The following is a 19,609-nucleotide window of genomic DNA, read 5'->3' as shown; positions in this document are numbered from 1 at the left end:
TTCCAATTAACCCGCCCAAGTACACGCCGACGGCCGGGGGGTTGGTTCCGCGGGGGGGTCGCCCTTCGGATCTTCGGTGTTCTCGCGCTGCCTGGTTACTTCGCCGGGACGCCGAGCGCGGCCAGCGCCGGGCCCGCCATGATGACGCCCTTGCCGGTGACCGCGTCGAACCCGGGCGCACCGAGGTCGATCGCGCTGGATTCCAGCGCGGTCCGGATCTCCGCCGGGGTGGCGGTCGGCTTGCCGGACAGCAGCAGCGCCGCGATGGCCGCCGCGTGCGGGGCCGCCGCCGAGGTGCCGTAGAACGGCTGGAACCCGCTCACGGACGTCGCGACGCCGTCGGCGGCGGTGATGTCCGGCTTGGCGCGGGTGGTGCCGCCGGTCGAGGACACGTTGCCCGGGGTGACCGCGGTGCCGTCGGCGTTGTAGAACTGGTGCCGCTGACCGTCGGAGCTGAACCGCTCCCACTTGCTGCTCGCGGTGAACAGGCCGGGGTACGGGCCCGCCGGGTTGGCCGGGTCGCCCTGTTCGAGCGGGCGGCCGAACGCGGTGGCCGCCGGGGCCGCCGCCACGCTGAACGCGTCCTTGGCGGCCGAGTGCCCCGAGGTGACACCCGCGGTGCTGAACGCCTTGAGCGAACCGGAATCGACGAACCGGCCGCGGATCACGTTGAGCGCGATGAACCGGTCCTCACCGGAGTACTTGACCACGGCGACCTTGTAGCCGGAGCCGCTGCTCGGCACCGAGGCGATCTCGTACGGGTTCTGCGTGCCGTTCTGCGGGTTCTCGCTGGAGGCGACGACACTGCCGGAGGAGTTCAGGATGAACAGGTCGTAGTCGCTGGTCGCCTTGCCCCACGGGTCGGACCAGAACAACGTCACCGGCTTGCCGAGCGAGCCCGCCGAGAGCGCGTCGAAGACCTGCGTGCCGTTCGGGTCGAAGTTGTGCGGGGTACCGGTGATGCCGGGGATGGTGGTCGAGGCGCCGCGGAAGTCGCCCTCGTAGTAGCCGCTCGTGCCGTCGGTCAGGTTGCCCGAGTTCCCGGCGGAGGAGAAGTACAGCGCGCCCGCCGCGGTCACGTCGTTGACGGCCTGCGCGACCGGGCCGTCCTGGAACGGCGACTCGTCGAAGTAGGAGACGTCGTCGACGATCACGGTGCACTTGCCGGTGTTCCGCAGCGCGCGGATGTTGTCGGCGAAGCTCTGCTCGCTGGTGAACGCGGTGGCGAAGCCGAGCGTCGCGTTCGGCGCGAGGTCGTGGACGATCTCGAGCATCGCGGTGCCCTCGTCGCCGCTGCCCTTCTGCCCGGCCAGGACATCGACGGTGGGCAGCTCACCCGCGGTCTGCGACTTCGACAGCGAGTCGACGCCGTCCGAGAGCACGCACACCTTGATGCCGGAGCCGTCGACCCCGTACTTCGTGCGGGCCGTGTCGGCGCCGTGCGACTTGTCCCCCTCGGACACCTGCGTCGCGGCGACCGCCTTGGTGGCCAGCTGCCTGCGGGCCGGGCTGGCGGTGTCGCTGTTTTCCTTCCACGTCATCGCCTGCGCGGCGGGCTTGACCGAGCTGACGTCCGCGCGGCCGGCGATCGCGTCGACCGCGGCCAGCGGCAGGTCCGCGCGGACGGCGCCACCCGAGGCGTAGCGCACGGTGCCGCCCGCGGCCCGCACCGCGTCGGCCACCTTCTGGTCCTTGCCCCAGATGTCGACCGCGACGGCGCCCTTGTCGTTCACGGCGACGCCGGAGCGGTAGTCGGGCAGCTTCGCGGCGAGGCCCTTGTCGGCGCGTAGCCGCTTTTCGACCACGAGCTGGCTGGCCTGCTTGGCCTCCGCGGCGGTGAGCGACTTCTTGATGCTCTGCAGCGCGCTGATCCCCGCCTGGGTCCGTGCGGTGGCGGTATCGGCGGCCGAGGGCTGCGCGACCGCCGCGGCGCCGGACAGCAGGAGCGCGCCGACCGTCACCGGAACCGAGTATGCGGCGACCCGGTTGAATCTCACCATGGATTTCTCCCTGTCGTAGCGCGCCCCGACGCACGCTGATGAGGACGTGACACCCGAAGTGGCCGTTAAAGAGACTAACTCGAACGGATGACCCCTGACCGGGTGTAGTGAAGAGAATCTAAGGAGCGACCGGCCGCCGTGCCACCCACCAAAGTCGGGAACGCCGGTGCGTCCACTTGGCGGAACGAGAGGTACGCGCCCCGTTCACGCCCAGGCCGGGAACAACCGCCACAACGCGAGCGCGGCCAGCGCGGACAACGTCACCAGCACCGGGCCGGTGATCACATACGTGGACACGAGCCGCCATCGCCGATAAAGGATCGTCGCGCCCGCGGCCGCCACCACGAATCCGCCGAACGCCAGCACCAGACCGGTCCACGCGCCGCTGTCGCCGGTCCGGCCGTCCTGCGCGTCCGCCCTGCCGTTCTGCGGTACCGGACGGAACGGCTTCCCTTCCAGCACGGCGGTCACCACCGTCGCGTTCCGCGAAGCCAGCGGCCACCATGAGGAGGACGTCACGAGGGTGAGCCGGTCGTTGTCCGTCTTGCCGTAGTCCGCCGCCTCGTCGAGTGGCCGCGCGGCGGTTTCGGTGACCCGGTAGACCGACCGGCCCTGAGTCGTCGCGACCACGATCTCGTCGCCGTTCACGAGTGTGGACAACGATCCGAACGGCGCTCCATAGCCCGAGTACCGGCCCACGATCGCGGCGTTCCCCGGCTGTCCCAGCCCCGCGGTCCCCGGCACGTGCCCCGGACCGGACGCGGTCTCACCGCTGGCGACGCCCTCCAGGACGACCTGCTGGAGTTTCAGTTTCGGGATCTCCAGTACCGCGACCGGGGCGCCGAATTCGACCGGTTTGGCCGCGGACTGGGCACCGAACAGGCTCTGGCTCGCGCCGTACGCGCGGTCCATTTCGGTACGGATCCGGCTCAGCGCGTCCCGCTGATCACTCGCCTGCAGCATCGGCCCGAGCGCGTAGACGACCAAGGACAATGCCACGACCGTGGTGACCAGCCAGGCGAACACCGTCGCGGCGACCCAGCCGGGCGTGATCCGGAGGAACTGGCCGGCCGGGTCTGCTTCGGCGGCGTGCGGCCGCGGCTCGCCGACGTTTCCGGGAGCGTCTTCGGGAGCGCCGTCGGGTGCGGCGTGCCTTCCCGCGAGGTCGGTGCTCATCCGCGCTGCCCCCGGATCCGTGCGACGAGACCGGAAACCACGTTCACGACCGCGGCGGACGCCCTGCTGAGCCACGGCGGAACGGGTCGTCCCGCCGTCACATACGCCGTCCCCGAGGGGAGCGCCGCGAGAATCACCAAGGCCAGCAAGGGAATCAGCGCGCCGAGCACTCCCGCCCCGAGAAACGTCGGAATCCGCACCGAGTCGGCCAGGTTCTTCGCCGCCTGCACACTGTCGTGGGTCGGGGCGGCCGTCTTCTCGGGAGCCGCCATCGGCGTCCCGCTCGACGTCGCCGCGTTGACAGCGTTGGCCACCGCGGGCGTCCCGCCGGAGCCGGGACCGGCGGCCCCCGGTGGTGGCGGGTTCTTCGCCTCCTCCTTCTCCTTGCAGGCCGCGTCGACAGTGCCGGTGCCGATCTTCGCCGCCCGGTCGGCCGCCGTCCCCGCCAGATCCGGGGTCAACGGAGCCAGCCCCGGTGCGAGAGCGCTCTGCCCGCCGTTCACCACCATCTGGGCGAACGTCTTGAGCTGTTGCTGTTTCGCCTGCTGTGGCCGGCAGTTCGCGTCGATCAGCGGGTTGACCGGAACCGTGAGGTATTCGGCGAAGGTCAGCGGGTAGGCCCCGGCTCCCGAAGCCGTCCCGGGCCGCAGAGTCCCGTCCGCACCCGGCGTCATCGTCGCCGCTGCGGCCTGGAGGCTCTGCTTCGTGGGGGCGACGTAGCCTCCCTTCCCGTCCGGCAGCGCCACCGGCGTCCAGCCGTAGGCCCGCGCGGTCGCCAGATCCGTGATCACCCAGTTGAGACAGCCGTTGGTGCATTCGCTCCCGGTGCCGACCGTGACGGCGTCCACGACCTTGCGCACCGCGAACTGCCCCACCTTGGCGTCGATGTTGTGCTGCTGGTACTTGCCGGGATCCAGGGCACCGAATTCGCTGATCACCCCGGGGGGCTTCCCGCTGAGCCCGCCGTAGTAGTCGGCGCCCAGATTCGGGAACACCCAGTCCCCGGCGCCGCCGCTCGCCAGCAGCGAACTGAGCGCGAACGGCACCGTCCCCGTGCCCGCTTCGCCGGTGACGCCGAAGAAACCGCTGTTCGCGTCCGCGGTTCCGGCCCTGGCGTAGGCGTTGAGGTTGGGACTGTCGGTCTGGCCGGTGATCTTCCCCAGCACCGGATTGCGGAGCACGAGCGGCGAGCCGTCCTTGAAGATGCCGCCCCGGCCGGAGGCATCCGGTTGCTGCCCGCCCTTGGTCAGCATGTTCGCCAGTTCGCCGTAGGTGAAGGAAAGGGTGTCGGTGACGCGTGAACTGAGCGATCCGCCGGCATCGTTCCTGTCCGTCGGTGCCCAGCCCACCGCCGCGACGACCACCGCGTTCAGCCCGACCGGGACGTACTCACGGCTCCGGACGGCCTGCGGCGCGAGCACCCCTCCCGACCCGGTCACCATGACGTCCGAATCCCCGGTGTCGAACGCCTTCAGGCCGGTATCCTCGGTTTCGCTGACAATGTTCGCCGGCTGTTCGGCCTTGGTCGGCGCGCACAGCAGCTGGTTCCACGCCACGGCGGTGCGGCCGAACCGCTGCGGCATGCTCGCGGTGAGGGAGGCCTGCCCGACGCCTCCGCAGCCCCGCACCGCGAGGCCGGGCGCGGCGGGTGTGATCGTCAGCGAGTCGTCGATCCACGTGGTCGCGCCGACGCTGATTTCCACCGCGAGCATGCACGGATGGTTCTCGTCGCACGAATACGCGAAGATCCGTTGCCGGATCTTCCCGCCCTGGGGATCGGTCGAGACGACGGGATTGTTCGCCCAGGGGAAGACGGGGTTCTTGTCGGCCGAGGTGTAGTCCGGGTCCAGCGTCACGTAATGCGGGGTGGCCGCGCCACGTGGCATCGCCGTGTCGAACACGATCTCACCGGTCGTCGCGCTCCGCGTCCGCGGCATCAGGTGCGCGCCCGCCGCGCGGCCGGTCAGCTCGTCGCCGAACGGTCCGTTGCAGTAGGCACGGACGCGCGCCACCAGATCGTGCTCGGGCACCCACTGCGGGACACCGTTGGCGACCGCCCGCTTCAGCAGGTTGTCCCGCAGCTCCCTCGGGCACAGGACGAGCCGCGCCGTCGCCCCCGCGGGCAGGCCGGACAGGGTGACCTTCACCGGGTCGCCGTCCTGCACCGCCGCCAGTGAGGCCGGTTCCGTTTTCAGCGTGTAGGGCGGACGTGGCTGATCCGCGGCGCCTGCCGCCGGAACGGCCAGCACGCCCAGCACCGCCAGGACACCACAGGCGAACACGACACCGATACGTCTTGCGAGGGCGAAGAACACGAACACTCCCGAGCACAGGGGACCGCGGCACGTCCCGGTCCGAGACCTGCCGAGCCCCAACGTCCCCGGCCGGGCGCGTCCGGTCAACGGCCCGGAGCGGGCGGGCGGCGGTGATTCACCGGCGCCCCGTCGGGCGTTTCCCCCGCGGACACCTTCGGCGCCGCGCGGCCGCACATACTGGCCGGGCCGAGGGGAACCGGCCGTGTCGCGCTGCCCCCTGCCTGGCGAATTCCCGCCCGTACCAAGGAAAGGCAGCACGTGACCGTCGCGCTCCCCCGGCCCGATCCGCCACCGCGGCGGATCGTGACCGAAGTCCTCTCCCGGGCCGACCGCGCGTTCCGCCGGGTGACCACCGGCGCCGGGCTCGCCATGCTGGCGATCCTCGTCGTCATCGGGTTCTTCCTGATCTACCGCGCGGGCCCGGCGTTCGGGACCAGCGGGTTCGGGTTCTTCACCACGATCCGGTTCGACGCGGCGAGCGGAGTACTCGGCGTGCTCGGCCTGCTCTACGGGACCGTCGTCGTCGCGCTGATCGCGATCGGCATCGCGGTGCCGCTGAGCGTGCTCGCCGCGCTGTACATCACCGAGTACTCCAGCGGACGGCTGCGCGGATTCCTCACCGGGCTGGTCGACCTGCTCGCCGCCATTCCCAGCCTGCTCTACGGCCTGTGGGGATTCAGCTTCGTCGGGCCGAAGATCGCGCCGGTGTCGGAGTGGCTCACCGGCAATTTCGGCTGGTTCCCGCTGTTCGCGCACAAGGACAACGCGCTGTTCATCAACTCGATGTTCATCGCCGGGCTGATCGTGTCCCTGATGGTGCTGCCCATCACGACGTCGGTGATCCGCGAGGTGTTCGCGCAGACCCCGCCCGGGGAGAAGGAGGCCGCGCTGGCGCTGGGCAGCACCCGCTGGGGCATGGTGCGGACGGTCATGCTGCCCTTCGGCCGTGGCGGGATCATCGGCGGCTCGATGCTCGGGCTGGGCCGCGCGCTCGGCGAGACCATCGCGGTTTCCCTGCTGCTGCCGCAGGTTCCGGAGATCAGCACGCACATCCTCCAGTTCGGCGGTTCGACGATTTCGGGGTACATCGCCAACAACTCCGGTGCCTCGGGGCTGGCACTGAGCGGGCTGATGGCAGCGGGACTGGTGCTGCTCGTATTCACCCTCGCGACGAACTTCACCGCGTCGGTGATCATCTCGCGCAGCCGGTCCGGAGCGGGGGTCGACGCATGACCATGACCGTGCCGAGGCCCTCGGTCACGCGGCCGCGCCCGCTGCTGAAACGACGTCCGTCCTCGACGACTCCGGCCGACCGTCTGGCCGCGCTCGGCTGCGCGGTTTCCGCGACGCTGCTGACCTGGTTCGTCATGCACCTGCTGCTGACTTCGCCCGGCTGGCTCGCCGATCTGCTCGTCGCGTATGTGCTGTACCTGGGCATGCTGTACGTGGTCACGCGGGACCGTCTCGGCAGGCTCGCCGCGGCCGACCGGCTCGTCTCGACGATCGTCGTCACCGGTGCGCTGGGGTTGCTGATACCGCTGCTGCTCCTGCTCGGCTACATCGTTTTCGCGGGCGCGCCGTACCTGCGCTGGGGTTTCTTCACGCACGACATGTCCGCCGTCGGGCCGACCGATCCGGTGTCGGCCACCGGCGGGCTGCACGCGATCGTCGGGACGCTGGAGCAGACCGCGCTGACGCTCGTGTTCGTCGTCCCGCTCGGGTTGCTCACCGCGATCTTCCTCAACGAAACGCGGTCCCGGTTCCGCCGCCCGGTGCGCATCATGGTGGACGCGATGAGCGGGCTACCGTCCATTGTGGCCGGTCTGTTCGTGTACGCGGCGCTGATCATCCCCGGCATCCAGGCCGGGGTGGGACTGTTCAGCTACAACGGGCTGATGGCGACGTTCGCGCTCACCATGGTCATGCTGCCGACGGTGACCCGCACCGTCGACGTCGTCCTCCGGCTCGTGCCGGACGGCCTCCGCGAGGCGTCGCTGGCGCTCGGCGCGAGCCGTGCGCGGACGGTGTGGTCGGTGGTCCTGCCCACCGCGCGGACCGGGGTGACCACCGCGGTGATCCTCGGTATCGCGCGGGTCGCCGGGGAAACCGCACCGCTGCTGTTCACAGCCTTCGGCTCGATCAGCATGAACGCCAACCCGTTCTCCGGCCCGCAGGAGAGCATCCCCCTCTTCGTCTATCACTACGTCAAGCAACCGCTGAGCAATGTCCAGCAACGTGGCTACGTCGGCGCCCTGGTGCTGATCCTGCTCATCTTCGCGTTGTTCGCCCTCGCCCGGCTGGTCGGCCGTGACCGGTCGAAACGGCGGGCACGCCGCGCCGTCCCGAAAACCGCTCCTGCTTCAGCACAGACCGCACGGGAGAACCGGTGACCGACACCGTCGCAACACCCACCACCGAGATGTCCACTGTGGAGCTACCGCGCACACGGGAGGTGACACTGACCGGCGGCCCGCCACCGGGCGCGGCGGAGCTCGAAGCCCGCGAGGTCGGTGCCTGGTTCGGGGATCGCCTCGTCCTCGAAGGGGTGTCGCTGCGCATGCCCGCGCGGGAGGTGACCGCGCTGATCGGGCCGTCCGGCTGCGGGAAGTCGACGTTCCTGCGCATCCTCAACCGGATGCACGAGCTGGTGCCCTCGGCCAGCCTGTCCGGCGAAGTGCTGCTGGACGGCCAGGACATCTACGCCGAGGGCACCCGGGCCCAGCAGGTGCGGCTGCGGATCGGGATGGTGTTCCAGAAGCCGAACCCGTTCCCCGCGATGTCCATTCGCGACAACGTGCTCGCCGGGCTGAAACTGGCCGGGGTGCGCTGTTCCGACAAGGACGCGCTGGTCGAGCAGAGCCTCGAGCGCGCGGGACTGTGGCGCGAGGTGCGGGACCGGCTCGGTTCGCCCGGCGGCGCGCTCTCCGGTGGCCAGCAACAGCGGTTGTGCATCGCGCGGTCGCTCGCGGTACGGCCGAACGTGCTGTTGATGGACGAGCCCTGTTCGGCGCTCGACCCGACATCGACCCGGCGGATCGAGCAGACCATCGCCGAGATCGGGCACGAGGTGACGGTCGTGATCGTCACGCACAACATGCAGCAGGCACAACGGGTTTCGGACCACTGCGCGTTCTTCCTCGCCGAGGAGAACGAACCGGGACGAGTCGTCGAACACGGGCCGACCGAGAGGATCTTCGGCTCCCCCGAGGACGAGCGGACCCACGACTACGTCAACGGGCGGTTCGGATGAGGACCTTTCCGCTTCTTCGCAAGCCGGGCGCGCTGGGCGGCGTCCTCGCGCTGCTGCTCGGCGCGCAGTTCGCCACGGCCCCCGGCGCGTCGGCCGCCGTCGCGCTCACCGGCTCCGGCTCCAGCTATGTCGGCCCGGCGATGAACGACTGGCAGAACGGCGCCGGTTCCCGCGGGATCCAGGTCAACTACAGCGCGTTCAGCTCACCCAGCGGCGTCAACCAGTACGGCGACCGCACGGTCGACTTCGCCGGGACCGAAGCCGAGGTCACCTCGCTCACCGCGGCGGGCGCGGGCGGGCAGTCGGCACAGCAGCGCGGCTACCAGTACGTCCCGGACGTCGCGGGGGCGGTGGCGGTGATGTACAACGTCACCGACGCGGGGGGCAAGCAGGTCGACTACCTGCACCTGACGCGGCAGACGATCGGCCGGATCTTCAGCCGCGACATCACCCGGTGGAACGATCCGGCGATCACCGCGACCAATGGCGGGAAGGCCCTGCCGGACCAGCCGATCACCTTGCTGGGCCGGACCGCGCAGTCGGGGACGACGGCGTTGTTCTACGACTTCGTCGCGCAGACCGCCCCGGGGCCGTACCAGGCCTTCGTGTCCCGCAACGCGGGGAACGGGATGGGCAGCCTCCCCTCGGGAGTGCGGCCGATCCAGCTGCCCACCACCGGTCCCGACGCCGACTGGTACAAGCTGTTCGGGGATTCGGAGCAGATCGCGACGGCGGTGGCGAAGGGCAACGTCCCGTTTTCGATCGGCTATGACGAATTCGCCTACGCACTACGGTTCGGCGCGCCCACGGTGTGGGTCGAAAACGAAAGCGGGCAGTACACCAAGCCGTACGCGGAGAACATCGCCGCGGCGCTGACGAAGGCGGAACTGCGGCCGGACCTGAGCCAGAAACTCGACGGCGTGTACGCGAACCGGGATCCCAAGACGTACCCCATCTCGGCGTACTCGTACATCATGATGCCGTGCACCAACGGCCGCGACACGTGTCACGGTGGCTACGACGATCCGGGGAAGACCGCGACCATCACCGCGTTCCTCGAGCACATCGCCTGCGACGGGCAGATCAACATGGCGCGGATCGGGTACTCCCCGCTGCCGCCGAACCTCTCGCAGGAGATGATGAACTCGAACGCGCGGCTGACCGGTCAACCCGCGAAGCAGCTGAACGCGGGCAACTGCGCGAACCCGACGTTCCACGGCAGCCTGGGCGCGGGCGCGTCGAGTCCGCCGGACCCGTTCGAAAAGCTGGGCGGTGTCGACAAGTTGACCAAGGGCACGGCCAAGGCCTCGGGCACCGCCACCGCCGATTCCGGCCCCTCGAACGCCGGGACGGCCACGGCGACCGCGGACCCGGACACCGAGCTGGCCAACGGTGGCTCGAAGAACTGGCGCGAGGCCGATCCCGCCGCGTACGAGCACGGCGGGATCGGCGGATTCGGCGGCTGGGCGGCGCTGGTACTGCTGACCGCGATCGCGGCGCCGCTGGTGATCCGCGGGGTACTCGCGAGGATCAAGCGAGGCAGAATCAGACAAGACAGGGTCAGGCGGGGAACGTGAGCACGATCTTTCCCCGTCCGTGCCCTGTTTCGATCTCCCGATGCGCCTGCGCTGCCTCCGTGTACGGATAGGTGCGACGCACGTGGAACTTCAGGTCCCCCTTGGCGTGGAGCGCGGCGAGGTCGGCCAGCCGTTCGGCGGACCGGGTCCCGACGGTGAGCCGGACGCCGAGGTCCGCCGCCTTGTCGTGCTCCACGAGGGTGAGAATGCGGTCGCGGTTCTCGACGAGTTCGAGTGAGACGTCGAGCGCTTCACCACCCGCGCCGTCGATCACGGCATCCACCCCACCGGGCGCGGCGGCGCGGATCCGGTCGATCAGGCCTTCGCCGTAGACGAGCGGCGTGGCACCGAGCGAACGGACGTAGTCCTGGTTGACCGCGCTCGCGGTGCCGAGCACGGTGGCCCCGCGCAGCGCGGCGAGCTGGACCGCGGCCGTGCCCACCGACCCGGCCGCCGCGTGGACGAGCACCGTGTCGCCCTCGCCGACCCCGAGATTGTCGAGCGCGATAGTGGCCGTCTGGGTGCCCGCGGTGAACCCGCCCGCGACCTCCCACGGCATTTCGGCGGGCTTCGCGGTGACGTTGCCCGCGGGCACGACGACGTATTCGGCGTAGGCACCCAGCACCGTGAAGCCCAGGACTTCCGCTCCCGGACCGACTTCGGTCACCCCGTCGCCCACTTCGTCGACGACGCCGGCGAATTCGTTGCCCACCACGCGCGGCCAGCGCAGTTCGGCCCCTGCCGGTTCCCATCCAGCCCGCACGGCCGCGTCGAAGGGCTGGACCCCGGCGACCCTGACCCGCACCCGGACCTGACCGGGCCCGGGGTGAGGATCGTCCAATTCCATCGGACGAAGTACCTCCGGAGCACCGATCTCGGTGAACGCCGCCGCTTTCATGTTTCCTCCGCTTGGTCATCGGCTGTCCCGACCCAGCGTGATCTCTCCAGCTGACTGGAGGTCAAGCCCGCGACCGCCGTGACGCGGGCCATATCGGCCACGTTCGCCGTGTCTGCCGTCTGCCGTCTGCCACGATCCGGCCGGCGTCGGGATCATTTTTCTGTGCGTATACCTGGGCACTCGTCCGGGCCCCGTCCTCACCGAGCGCTTTTTGTCGGTGGCTCTCGGTACCGTCCCCGGCATGAACGCAACCGAGCTGCTCAGCGACCTGATCGACCGCAACACCCAGGAGGTGATCCACGGAATACTTGGCACGCAACGCGCGCTTCGTGTGTCGGCGAAACAGATCGACCGGATGCCCGACCACGCCGTCGTCCGTGTCCTGCGCGGCGCCGAAAGCGAGATGGCGCGCCTGCAGGCAATGCAGGTGCGCTGCATGGCCACGCTCGAGCGACGAAGACGAAATCCGCGAAGTACCCACGCCGAGGTGGCGTTGGCCTTGTGCGTCACGGAAAAATACGCGGGCAAGGTCGTAACGACCGCGCAGGCGCTCACCACGCGGCTGCCGCGCACCCTGGAACTCATGGAGCGCGGTCAGCTCGATCTGTACCGTGCCAGGAAAGTAGCCGAGGCCACTGCCTGGCTCTCCGACGAAAAGGCACGCGAGGTCGACGAAGTACTGGCCTCGCGGCTACCGGGGAAGAACGCGGTGCAGGTACGCCGAGCCGCGGCCTACGCGGCGTTGAAGGCCGATCCCGAGGGAGGTGCCCGGCGCGCCGAGCAAAGGCTCCGGGAACGGCGCCTGAAACTGCACCACCGCGAGGCGGGCATCGCGGATCTGGTCCTCGAAAAGGCTCCTGTCGAGAAGGCCTCCGCGGCATATGCCCGCATCGACCGCGCGGCAAGAGCATTGCGGAGTCGCGACGATCCCCGGACCCTCGACCAGTTGCGTGCCGACGTCGCCGTCGACCTCCTGCTCGGCGGCCACCACGGCGGTCCCCCGCGCGCCGAGGTCTTCCTGTACCTCGACATGAACACTTTCCTGCGGTTGAACGAAAATCCGGCCGAACTCGCCGGGCACGGACCTGTTCCCGCCGAGGTGGCCCGGCGTATCGTCGCGGGTCCGGACACGGTGCTCCGGCGGATTCTCACCGATCCGGTCACCGGCCAGGTCCTCCACCTCGGCCGCACCCGCTACCGGCCGACAGCGGCGCTGGACGAGTTCGTCCGGGTGCGGGACCGCGAATGCCGTCAGCCGGGCTGCTGCCGCCCGGCGCAGGCCGGCGAACTCGACCACGCGGTGCCGTGGCAGCACGGTGGCCCCACGAGCAGCGATTCGCTGGCTGCCTACTGCGGCAATCACCACCATCTCAAGGACGAACCCGGCTGGGTCTACCAGCTGGACGACGACGGAACTCTGACCATCAGGACACCGGCCGACCATCTGTACTTCAGTGCACCGCCGCCGTTGCACGAGCCCCGTGAGGAGGAACCACCGGACGACGAAAACTGAGGTGGACATCCACGGTCGCCAGTCAGCGGCGACAGGGCCGATACGTCCGTGTGGGATTGTCGGTCCCCGCCGTTAGCGTCTCGATCATGGAGACGACCCGGAGCAATGGCACCACCAGCGCTGGCATCACCATCAGCAGAGCTGTCCCCGAGCAGACCGAGACGCTGACCACGCTCATGCACGCCTCGTCGGCGTATCGCGGCGACTACGCCTCGATTCTCGACGGCTATGCGGTCACGGCTGCTTACGTACGATCGCATCCGGTCTTCGTCGCGACCTCCGCGGACCGCATCGTGGGCTTCGCCGCCCTGCTCACCGACAACCCGGAACTCGACCTGCTTTTCGTCGCCGACGACACGCAGGGCCTCGGTGTGGGCGCACGCCTGGTGGCCCACGTGCTCGAGCACGCCAAAACCCTCGGCATCGCCACCGTCCGCGTCGTCGCCCACCCACCCGCCCTGGCCTTCTACGAACGAAGGGGAGCCCGTCGTGTCGGCACCGTCCCGCCGAAACCGCCGAAGATCACTTGGGAACGCCCGGAACTCGTTTTCGAACTGACGCGCTCGGGGGAAAGAGACAATCAGAGGACCCACCGCGAGTAAGTGTCCACAAAGTAGGAGTCCACAATAGACACGAAAGACCCGTCCCGAGCCGGTGGCCTCCGGTCCGGGACGGGCCCATCGCCCACCTCACATGTTGATCATGTGTCCGGCAAGACCGTGGATCGCTTCCTTGACCGCCTCGCCCAGGGTCGGATGCGCGTGCACATTGCGGCCGACCTCGTGCACCGTCAGATCCCACTGCTGCGCCAACGTCAGTTCCGGCAGCAGTTCGGTGACCTCCGGGCCGATCAGGTGCGCGCCGAGCAGCTCCCCGTGGGTGGCGTCGCTCAGGATCTTCACGAACCCGACAGCGTCTCCGAGGCCGTGTGCCTTCCCGTTGGCACTGAAGGGGAACTTCGCCACCTGGACGTCGTAGCCGAGCTCCCGCGCCTGCGCTTCGGTGTAGCCGAAGCTGGCGATCTGCGGCTGGCAGTAGGTCGCGCGCGGGATCATCACGAAGTCGAGTTCCATGGTCTCCGCACCGGCGATGGTCTCTGCCGCGACCACACCCATGGACTCCGACGCGTGCGCGAGCATCAGCTTCGCCGTCACATCACCGATCGCGAAGATGTGCGGCACGTTCGTGCGGCCACGAGCGTCCACGGCGATCGCGCCGCGTTCGGTCAGCGCGACACCGGTGTTCTCCAGGCCGTAGCCCTCGACGCGCGGCTGGAAACCGATCGCCTGCAGCACCTTGTCCGCTTCGAGCACCTGCTGCTGCCCGTTCTGCGACACCGTCACCCGCACCTTGGCAGCGGAGTCGTCGATGGACTCCACCTTGGTCGAGGTCAGCACCTTGATCCCGAGCTTGCGATAGCGCCGCGCGAGTTCGGCCGACACCTCGGCGTCCTCGAGCGGCACCATGCGGTCCAGGAATTCCACGATGGTCACGTCGACGCCGTAGTTGTGCAGTACGTAGGCGAACTCGACGCCGATCGCCCCGGCCCCCGCGATGACGATGCTGCCAGGCAGCTCGCTCTCCAGGATCTGCTGTTCGTAGGTGACGACCCGGTCACTGCGCGAGGTCCCCGGCAGCAGCCGCGCCGTCGCACCGGTCGCGATCACGCAGTGGCCGAAGGTGATCCGCTCGCCGTTGACCTCGATCGTGTTCGCGTCGACGAAGGTGCCGTGCCCGTCGTACTCGGTGATCTTGTTCTTCTTCATCAGGAAGTGCACGCCCTTGACGCGCCCGTCCGCGACCTTCCGGCTCCGCTCGTAGGCGGCGGTGTAGTCGAACCGGACCTGCCCCTCGGCCTGGATGCCGTAGGACTTGGCTTCCTGCGTGAAGATGTGCGCCAGCTCGGCGTTGCGCAGCAGCGCCTTCGACGGAATGCATCCGACGTTCAGGCAGACCCCGCCCCAGTATTTCTCCTCCACCACCGCGGCGGTCAGGCCGAGCTGCGAAGCGCGGATCGCCGCCACGTAGCCCCCGACGCCGGCGCCCAGCACCACGACATCAAAATGTGCACTCATAAGCCGAAACCTACCCCCATCCGGGTTACCCGGCAGGTGACGCTCCGCACGAGGCGTGGCAGGCTCAGCCGCGGGTTCGGGCAGCGGGCGGAACCTCACCCCGGACACCGCCGAGCAACGCGGTCACGGCGGCCATGATCCGCGCGGTGGCCTCGTCGAGGACCTCGCGGGTGATCGGCAGCCCCGCGAGATCGGACAGATCGACCGGCGGCCCGGCGAGGAGATCGATCGTCTTGCGCGGAACGCCGCGCGGCACTCGCGTCGTCGCGGGCAGCAAGTGATGGGTGCCCCAGTTGGCCAGCGGGATCACCGGCACTCCTGTTTCCAGAGCGATCCGCGCGATGCCGGTTTTGCCCTTCATGGGCCATCCCCCGGGGTCCGACGAGAACGTCGCCTCCGGGAAGACGACCACGCACTCGCCCGAACGCACCGCGGCCACCGCGTCCCGGTACGCCTCGACCGCCGTGGCGGCGCCCCGGTGGACCGGGATGTGCCGCCCGGAACGCATCACCGCCCCGACCACCGGGACATTCCACAAATCGGCCTTCGCCAGGTAACGCGGCACCCGACCGGCGGCCAGGCAGTAAGCGGTCACCGTGGTGGGATCGGCGAACGACAGGTGGTTGGACGCCACGAGCACGCCGCCGGACGATGGGATGTGCTCGGCTCCGCGCACCCGGAACCGGCTGGACAGCACGAGGAACCGCCAGACGACCTCGATCGCGAGGCTGTACCAGAACCCCCGGCCGGCGCGGGCGAAGCGCCGGCCGAAGGCCAGCATCTGACGCCGGGTGAGCGGCTCGGTGCCGGTGTCCAGCGGAGTCCAGCGATCGCGTGTCCGGTACGGCAGGGCCATGGTGGTCATTCGTAGCCGACGACCACCCCGCACGGCCCCGTCCGGTCGCCGATCGCGGCGGAGATCACACCGGGTGCCGCCGCACCCCGCGCCGGATCACACGCGCTCGAGCACCACCACGGGGATCTCCCGGTCGGTCTTCTTCTGGTACTCGTTGTAGTCCGGCCACACCGCGGCCAGCTTCTCCCAGAGCTTGGCCCGCTCCTCGCCCTCGGCGGTGCGCGCCCGCGCGGTGAAGCGGTCCGCCTTCACCTGGACCTTCACCTCCGGGTCGGCGACCAGGTTGAGGTACCAGCCCGGGTGGTTCGGCGCGCCGCCCTTCGAAGCGACGATCACGTGGTTCCCGTCGACCTCCTGGTAGATCAGCGCGAACTTGCGGTCCTCGCCGGTCTTGCGGCCCTTGGTGGTCAGCACCAGGATCGGCGCGCCCTTCTCCCAGTCGTGCCCGACCTCGCCGTCGGTCTCCTCGTAGCGGCGGACGTGCTCGTCACCGAAAAGCATGAATCAGTTCCTTTCGCGTTCATCGGTCGTTCCCGACGCTCCGGCCGGGTCCTCCCCTGCCCAGCCTGCCGCGAATCGGTCGGTCGCGCTGACCAGCTCCCGGAGCGTGCCCGGCTCGTCGAAGGCGTGCCCGGCATCCCCGATCATGATCAGCTCGGCACCGGGCAGCACCTGGGCGAGCTCCCACGCGGTGGTGGCGGGGGTGACCACGTCGTAGCGTCCCTGGACCAGAACGCACGGGATCCCGGCGAGCTTCCCGGCGTCGCGGATCAGTTGATCTTCGGCGAACCACCCGCCGTTGCGGAAATAGTGGTTCTCGATCCGGGCGATCGCCAGCGCGAAGCGGGGATCGGTGAACGCGGCGACGACGTCGGCGCGGGGCGCGAACTTCACGGTCTCGCCCTCCCATCTGCTCCACGCGATCGCGGCCGGGAGATGGACGTCCGGGTCGGAGTGGTTCAGCAGTTCGTAGTAGACCTCGATCAGGTCCTCGCCCCGCCGCGACTGCGGGACGGGTTCGAGAAAGCGGGACCACGCCTCGGGAAACAGGTATCCCGCGCCACCGCCGTAAAGCCATTGGAGTTCCTTGGGGCGTAACGTCGCTACACCCCGCAGGACCAGTTCCGTCACTCGTTCGGGGTAAGTTTCGGCATACGCCAGAGCGAGTACGCTTCCCCAGGAACCCCCGAACACCAGCCACCGTTCTATTCCCCGTGCCCCACGCAACCGCTCGATATCGGCGACCAGATGCCAGGTGGTGTTTACCGCGAGATCGACGCCGGGACTACCGCAATGCGGAGTACTGCGTCCGCAACCACGCTGATCGAACACGACGATCCGATATCGTGCGGGGTCGAAAAGCCGTCGGTGGCGCGGCGTCGCTCCACTACCGGGTCCGCCGTGCAGGAACACAACCGGCTTCCCTTGCGGGTTCCCGCACTCCTCCCAGTAGATTGCATTGCCATCACCCACCGGCAGCATCCCGCGATCGTAGGGTTCGATTTCCGGATACAGACCGATCATGTGCGCCACTATGCCCGAGAACACCAGGCCCGAGAACACCGCCCGAGAAACCGCAGCTCCAGAAACCCTGACCCGAGAACCAAAACCTTGGAGGAAGCCCATGAAGTCCCGGCCGCACGTCACTCTCGAGGACGTGGCACGCAGCGCGAATGTTTCCCTCGCGACCGCGTCCCGAGTTCTGAACGGCACCGCGTCGGTGCGCACAGACCTGCGCGATCGCGTGGTTTCGGCGGCGGCCGAGCTGGCATACGCTCCCAACGCTCACGCGCAAGCGCTGGCGGGCGGCTCCCATCGCACGGTCGGCGTGATCTGCCATGACGTCAGCGATCCGTATTTCTCCGCCATCGCAGGCGGCGTGATGCGGGTCGCCACCGACAACGGACTGCTGGTCATGCTGGCCGGAACGTTCCGTGACCCGGACCGGGAGGTTGCCTACGTGTCGATGCTTCGGGCCCAGCGCGCCTCGGCGATCGTGTTGATCGGTTCGGCTTTCGAGGACCGTGCCTGGGAACGTGCCATGGCGGCGGAACTGGAGCCGTACCGTCGTGGTGGCGGGCAGGTCGCGGCCGTCAGCAGACACCGCGGGCTCAAGATCGACTCCGTGCAGCCGGACAACCGCGGTGGCGCGGCCGAACTCGCGAAGTCCTTGTTCGGCATGGGACATCGGCGTTTCGCGGTACTTTCCGGCCCCCGGCAGCTGACCACCGTGCTCGACCGGCTGAGCGGTTTTTCCACCGCGCTGGCCGAACTCGGCGTCACGCTGCGCGAGGAGGACGTGGTTGACGGCGCTTTCACCAGGGAGGGTGGGTACGAGGCCATGCGGACGGTGCTGGCCCGCTCGAAGCGGAAGCTGCCGACCTGCGTGTTCGCGGTCACCGACATCATGGCGATGGGCGCGCTGACAGCGCTTCGCGAGGCCGGGCTGTCGGCGCCGGACGACATTTCCGTCGCCGGTTTCAACGACATCCCGGTCGTCCGCGACCTCACTCCGAAGCTCAGTACGGTAGCGCTTCCTCTGGAGCAATTGGGTGAACGCGCCATGGATCTGGCACTGAAGGGTTCCTCCGGCGGCAGGCCCCGGGTGGTGCGAATGTCGGGTCAGGTCATGCTCCGGGAGAGCACCGGGCGGCCGCGCCGCTGAGCGGGAGGGCCTTGTCGCTTTGCGGCAACGGCCCTACCGTGACTGAGAAAGCGCTTTCAACAATCGACTTCTCGCCCACGGAACTGTTGATTTTTCATACATCGACGGAGGCCACCGGAATGTCCGCGTTCGAGCTGCCCACCGATGCCGGGACGGCGAAGTGGTCACCTTCCGGGCGAACTCCGCCGAAACCGCCAACGACACCGCCATCCGCGCGAATCGCCTATGCGGCCGCGCACATTGTCACAGATCCACTGAAACCGGACAATCACCCCGGACCGGCACTCGATTGGGACGCCACGCTCGCTTTCCGCGAGTACCTCTGGTCATGCGGGCTCGGGGTCGCCGAGGCGATGGACACCGCCCAGCGCGGGATGGGCCTGGACTGGGCGGCCACCCGCGAACTCGTGCGCCGGACCGGGGACGTCGCGGCCGGGCGGGCCTGGGTGGCCGGTGCCGGCACCGATCAGCTCCCGCCCGGCCCCGCCGGGCTTCCGGCCGTGGTGGACGCCTGGCGGGAGCAGCTCGACCTGGTCGTCGCCGCGGGCGCCGTGCCGGTGGTGATGGCCAGCCGGGCGCTCGCCGCGGCCGCGGACGGCCCCGGCGACTATCACGCGGCCTACGGCAAGCTGCTCTCCTCGGCGCCCGGCCCGGTGCTGCTGCACTGGCTCGGCGCCCAGTTCGACCCCGCGCTGTCCGGTTATTGGGGCCACGACGACCTGAGGGCCTGCGCCCGCGAACTCGCCGCGCTGTGCGCCGAGCATCGCGACGTGGTCGCCGGCGTCAAGGTCTCCGTGCTGGACGCCGACCTCGAAATCGAGTTCCGGCGGTCGCTCCCCGACGACGTCGCCTGCTACACCGGCGACGACTTCCACTACCCGGCGCTGATCGCCGGCGACACGGGCGGGCCCGGCGAGAAGAGACACAGCGAGGCGCTGCTGGGGATCTTCGACCCGATCGCCCCGGTGGCGGGCGCCGCGCTCGCCCGGCTGGATGCCGGGGACACCGCGGGGTTCCACGCGCTTCTCGACCCGACCGTCGCGCTGGCCCGCGAGATCTTCCGGGCCCCGACCCGCCACTACAAGACCGGCGTCGTGTTCCTCGCCTACCTGAACGGGCACCAGCGGCATTTCCGGATGGTCGGCGGCCACGAGTCCGCGCGGTCGATCACCCACCTGGCGCAGCTGCTCCGGCTGGCGGACGCCGCCGGAGTGCTGACCGATCCCGATCTCGCGATGGCCAGGATGCGCCCGCTGCTCGCCGCCTCGGGTCTGTGGTGAACGG

The 19,609-nt window shown here is 69.4% G+C and carries 16 protein-coding genes; 8 read left to right on the top strand and 8 right to left on the bottom strand.

The features are described from left to right. Positions 1 to 95: 95 nt before the first annotated feature. From ACFWY9_RS36020 to ACFWY9_RS36010, 3 genes are all read right to left on the bottom strand, one after another. Positions 96 to 2,000, bottom strand: coding sequence for a S8 family serine peptidase (locus ACFWY9_RS36020; RefSeq protein WP_378340989.1), 1,905 nt, complete (start codon positions 1,998 to 2,000; stop codon positions 96 to 98). 204 nt (positions 2,001 to 2,204) lie between these two features. Then, positions 2,205 to 3,176, bottom strand: coding sequence for a sortase (locus ACFWY9_RS36015; protein WP_378340988.1), 972 nt, complete (start codon positions 3,174 to 3,176; stop codon positions 2,205 to 2,207). Further along, entirely contained in the window at positions 3,173 to 5,491 is a 2,319-nt protein-coding gene (locus ACFWY9_RS36010; RefSeq protein WP_378340987.1) for a hypothetical protein, read from the bottom strand. Before ACFWY9_RS36010 ends, ACFWY9_RS36015 begins: the two co-directional genes overlap by 4 nt. Before the next feature lie 258 nt (positions 5,492 to 5,749). Between ACFWY9_RS36010 and pstC the strand changes: the two genes are divergently transcribed. From pstC to ACFWY9_RS35990, 4 genes are read left to right on the top strand one after another with little or no spacing between them, the layout of a single operon-like run. After that, positions 5,750 to 6,724, top strand: coding sequence for a phosphate ABC transporter permease subunit PstC (gene pstC / locus ACFWY9_RS36005; RefSeq protein ID WP_378340986.1), 975 nt, complete (start codon positions 5,750 to 5,752; stop codon positions 6,722 to 6,724). Further along, a complete protein-coding gene (pstA, locus tag ACFWY9_RS36000) occupies positions 6,721 to 7,881 on the top strand; it encodes a phosphate ABC transporter permease PstA (RefSeq protein ID WP_378330436.1) in 1,161 nt (386 codons plus the stop codon). Before pstC ends, pstA begins: the two co-directional genes overlap by 4 nt. Before the next feature lie 29 nt (positions 7,882 to 7,910). Continuing rightward, positions 7,911 to 8,741, top strand: a complete 831-nt coding sequence (locus tag ACFWY9_RS35995; protein ID WP_378330459.1) for a phosphate ABC transporter ATP-binding protein — start codon at positions 7,911 to 7,913, stop codon at positions 8,739 to 8,741. After that, positions 8,738 to 10,318, top strand: a complete 1,581-nt coding sequence (locus ACFWY9_RS35990; RefSeq protein ID WP_378340985.1) for a substrate-binding domain-containing protein — start codon at positions 8,738 to 8,740, stop codon at positions 10,316 to 10,318. The genes ACFWY9_RS35995 and ACFWY9_RS35990 overlap by 4 nt, the downstream gene beginning before the upstream one ends. Here ACFWY9_RS35990 and ACFWY9_RS35985 read toward each other — a convergent pair. Continuing rightward, on the bottom strand, positions 10,302 to 11,216 hold the full coding sequence (locus tag ACFWY9_RS35985; protein WP_378330438.1) for an NADP-dependent oxidoreductase: 915 nt from the start codon (positions 11,214 to 11,216) through the stop codon (positions 10,302 to 10,304). The two genes, ACFWY9_RS35990 and ACFWY9_RS35985, sit on opposite strands and share 17 nt — an antisense overlap. 241 nt (positions 11,217 to 11,457) lie before the next feature. On the opposite strand from ACFWY9_RS35985, the gene ACFWY9_RS35980 reads away from it, so the two are divergent. Both ACFWY9_RS35980 and ACFWY9_RS35975 read left to right on the top strand, forming a co-directional pair. Beyond that, positions 11,458 to 12,729, top strand: a complete 1,272-nt coding sequence (locus ACFWY9_RS35980) for a DUF222 domain-containing protein (RefSeq protein ID WP_378330439.1) — start codon at positions 11,458 to 11,460, stop codon at positions 12,727 to 12,729. Between the two features lie 86 nt (positions 12,730 to 12,815). Further along, positions 12,816 to 13,331, top strand: coding sequence for a GNAT family N-acetyltransferase (locus tag ACFWY9_RS35975; protein WP_378340984.1), 516 nt, complete (start codon positions 12,816 to 12,818; stop codon positions 13,329 to 13,331). 87 nt (positions 13,332 to 13,418) lie between these two features. Here ACFWY9_RS35975 and lpdA read toward each other — a convergent pair whose 3' ends face one another. The 4 genes from lpdA to pip all read right to left on the bottom strand — a co-directional run bounded on the left by lpdA (position 13,419) and on the right by pip (position 17,184). Next, positions 13,419 to 14,804: a dihydrolipoyl dehydrogenase gene (lpdA, locus tag ACFWY9_RS35970; protein WP_378330441.1), complete on the bottom strand. Its 1,386-nt coding sequence runs from the start codon at positions 14,802 to 14,804 to the stop codon at positions 13,419 to 13,421. 64 nt (positions 14,805 to 14,868) lie between these two features. Beyond that, positions 14,869 to 15,669, bottom strand: coding sequence for a lysophospholipid acyltransferase family protein (locus tag ACFWY9_RS35965; protein WP_378340983.1), 801 nt, complete (start codon positions 15,667 to 15,669; stop codon positions 14,869 to 14,871). An 87-nt stretch (positions 15,670 to 15,756) separates the two neighbouring features. Further along, positions 15,757 to 16,161, bottom strand: coding sequence for a nitroreductase family deazaflavin-dependent oxidoreductase (locus ACFWY9_RS35960; RefSeq protein WP_378340982.1), 405 nt, complete (start codon positions 16,159 to 16,161; stop codon positions 15,757 to 15,759). Positions 16,162 to 16,164: 3 nt separating this feature from the next. Beyond that, complete coding sequence (gene pip / locus ACFWY9_RS35955; protein WP_378340981.1) at positions 16,165 to 17,184, bottom strand: prolyl aminopeptidase; 1,020 nt, start codon at positions 17,182 to 17,184, stop codon at positions 16,165 to 16,167. 100 nt (positions 17,185 to 17,284) lie between these two features. Between pip and ACFWY9_RS35950 the strand changes: the two genes are divergently transcribed. After that, positions 17,285 to 18,325 (top strand): LacI family DNA-binding transcriptional regulator, encoded by a 1,041-nt coding sequence (locus ACFWY9_RS35950; protein WP_378330445.1) that lies wholly within the window; start codon positions 17,285 to 17,287, stop codon positions 18,323 to 18,325. A 119-nt stretch (positions 18,326 to 18,444) separates the two neighbouring features. Further along, the gene (locus tag ACFWY9_RS35945) at positions 18,445 to 19,605 is read left to right on the top strand and encodes a DUF993 family protein (RefSeq protein WP_378330446.1); all 1,161 of its coding nucleotides are present in this window, start codon (positions 18,445 to 18,447) and stop codon (positions 19,603 to 19,605) included. Positions 19,606 to 19,609 lie beyond the last annotated feature (4 nt).

Source organism: Amycolatopsis sp. NPDC059027 (genome assembly GCF_042739735.1).
Taxonomy (GTDB): Bacteria; Actinomycetota; Actinomycetes; order Mycobacteriales; family Pseudonocardiaceae; genus Amycolatopsis.
This window is presented reverse-complemented; position numbering and strand designations above follow the sequence as displayed.

What these genes read in the sequence shown, in the direction of transcription:
- ACFWY9_RS36020 (WP_378340989.1), bottom strand. Translation starts at nt 2,000, where the DNA reads ATGGTGAGATTCAACCGGGTCGCCGCATACTCGGTTCCGGTGACGGTC.
- ACFWY9_RS36015 (WP_378340988.1), bottom strand. Translation starts at nt 3,176, where the DNA reads ATGAGCACCGACCTCGCGGGAAGGCACGCCGCACCCGACGGCGCTCCC.
- pstA (WP_378330436.1), top strand. Translation starts at nt 6,721, where the DNA reads ATGACCATGACCGTGCCGAGGCCCTCGGTCACGCGGCCGCGCCCGCTG.
- ACFWY9_RS35995 (WP_378330459.1), top strand. Translation starts at nt 7,911, where the DNA reads ATGTCCACTGTGGAGCTACCGCGCACACGGGAGGTGACACTGACCGGC.
- ACFWY9_RS35990 (WP_378340985.1), top strand. Translation starts at nt 8,738, where the DNA reads ATGAGGACCTTTCCGCTTCTTCGCAAGCCGGGCGCGCTGGGCGGCGTC.
- ACFWY9_RS35985 (WP_378330438.1), bottom strand. Translation starts at nt 11,216, where the DNA reads ATGAAAGCGGCGGCGTTCACCGAGATCGGTGCTCCGGAGGTACTTCGT.
- ACFWY9_RS35980 (WP_378330439.1), top strand. Translation starts at nt 11,458, where the DNA reads ATGAACGCAACCGAGCTGCTCAGCGACCTGATCGACCGCAACACCCAG.
- ACFWY9_RS35975 (WP_378340984.1), top strand. Translation starts at nt 12,816, where the DNA reads ATGGAGACGACCCGGAGCAATGGCACCACCAGCGCTGGCATCACCATC.
- lpdA (WP_378330441.1), bottom strand. Translation starts at nt 14,804, where the DNA reads ATGAGTGCACATTTTGATGTCGTGGTGCTGGGCGCCGGCGTCGGGGGC.
- ACFWY9_RS35965 (WP_378340983.1), bottom strand. Translation starts at nt 15,669, where the DNA reads ATGACCACCATGGCCCTGCCGTACCGGACACGCGATCGCTGGACTCCG.
- ACFWY9_RS35960 (WP_378340982.1), bottom strand. Translation starts at nt 16,161, where the DNA reads ATGCTTTTCGGTGACGAGCACGTCCGCCGCTACGAGGAGACCGACGGC.
- pip (WP_378340981.1), bottom strand. Translation starts at nt 17,184, where the DNA reads ATGATCGGTCTGTATCCGGAAATCGAACCCTACGATCGCGGGATGCTG.
- ACFWY9_RS35950 (WP_378330445.1), top strand. Translation starts at nt 17,285, where the DNA reads ATGAAGTCCCGGCCGCACGTCACTCTCGAGGACGTGGCACGCAGCGCG.
- ACFWY9_RS35945 (WP_378330446.1), top strand. Translation starts at nt 18,445, where the DNA reads ATGTCCGCGTTCGAGCTGCCCACCGATGCCGGGACGGCGAAGTGGTCA.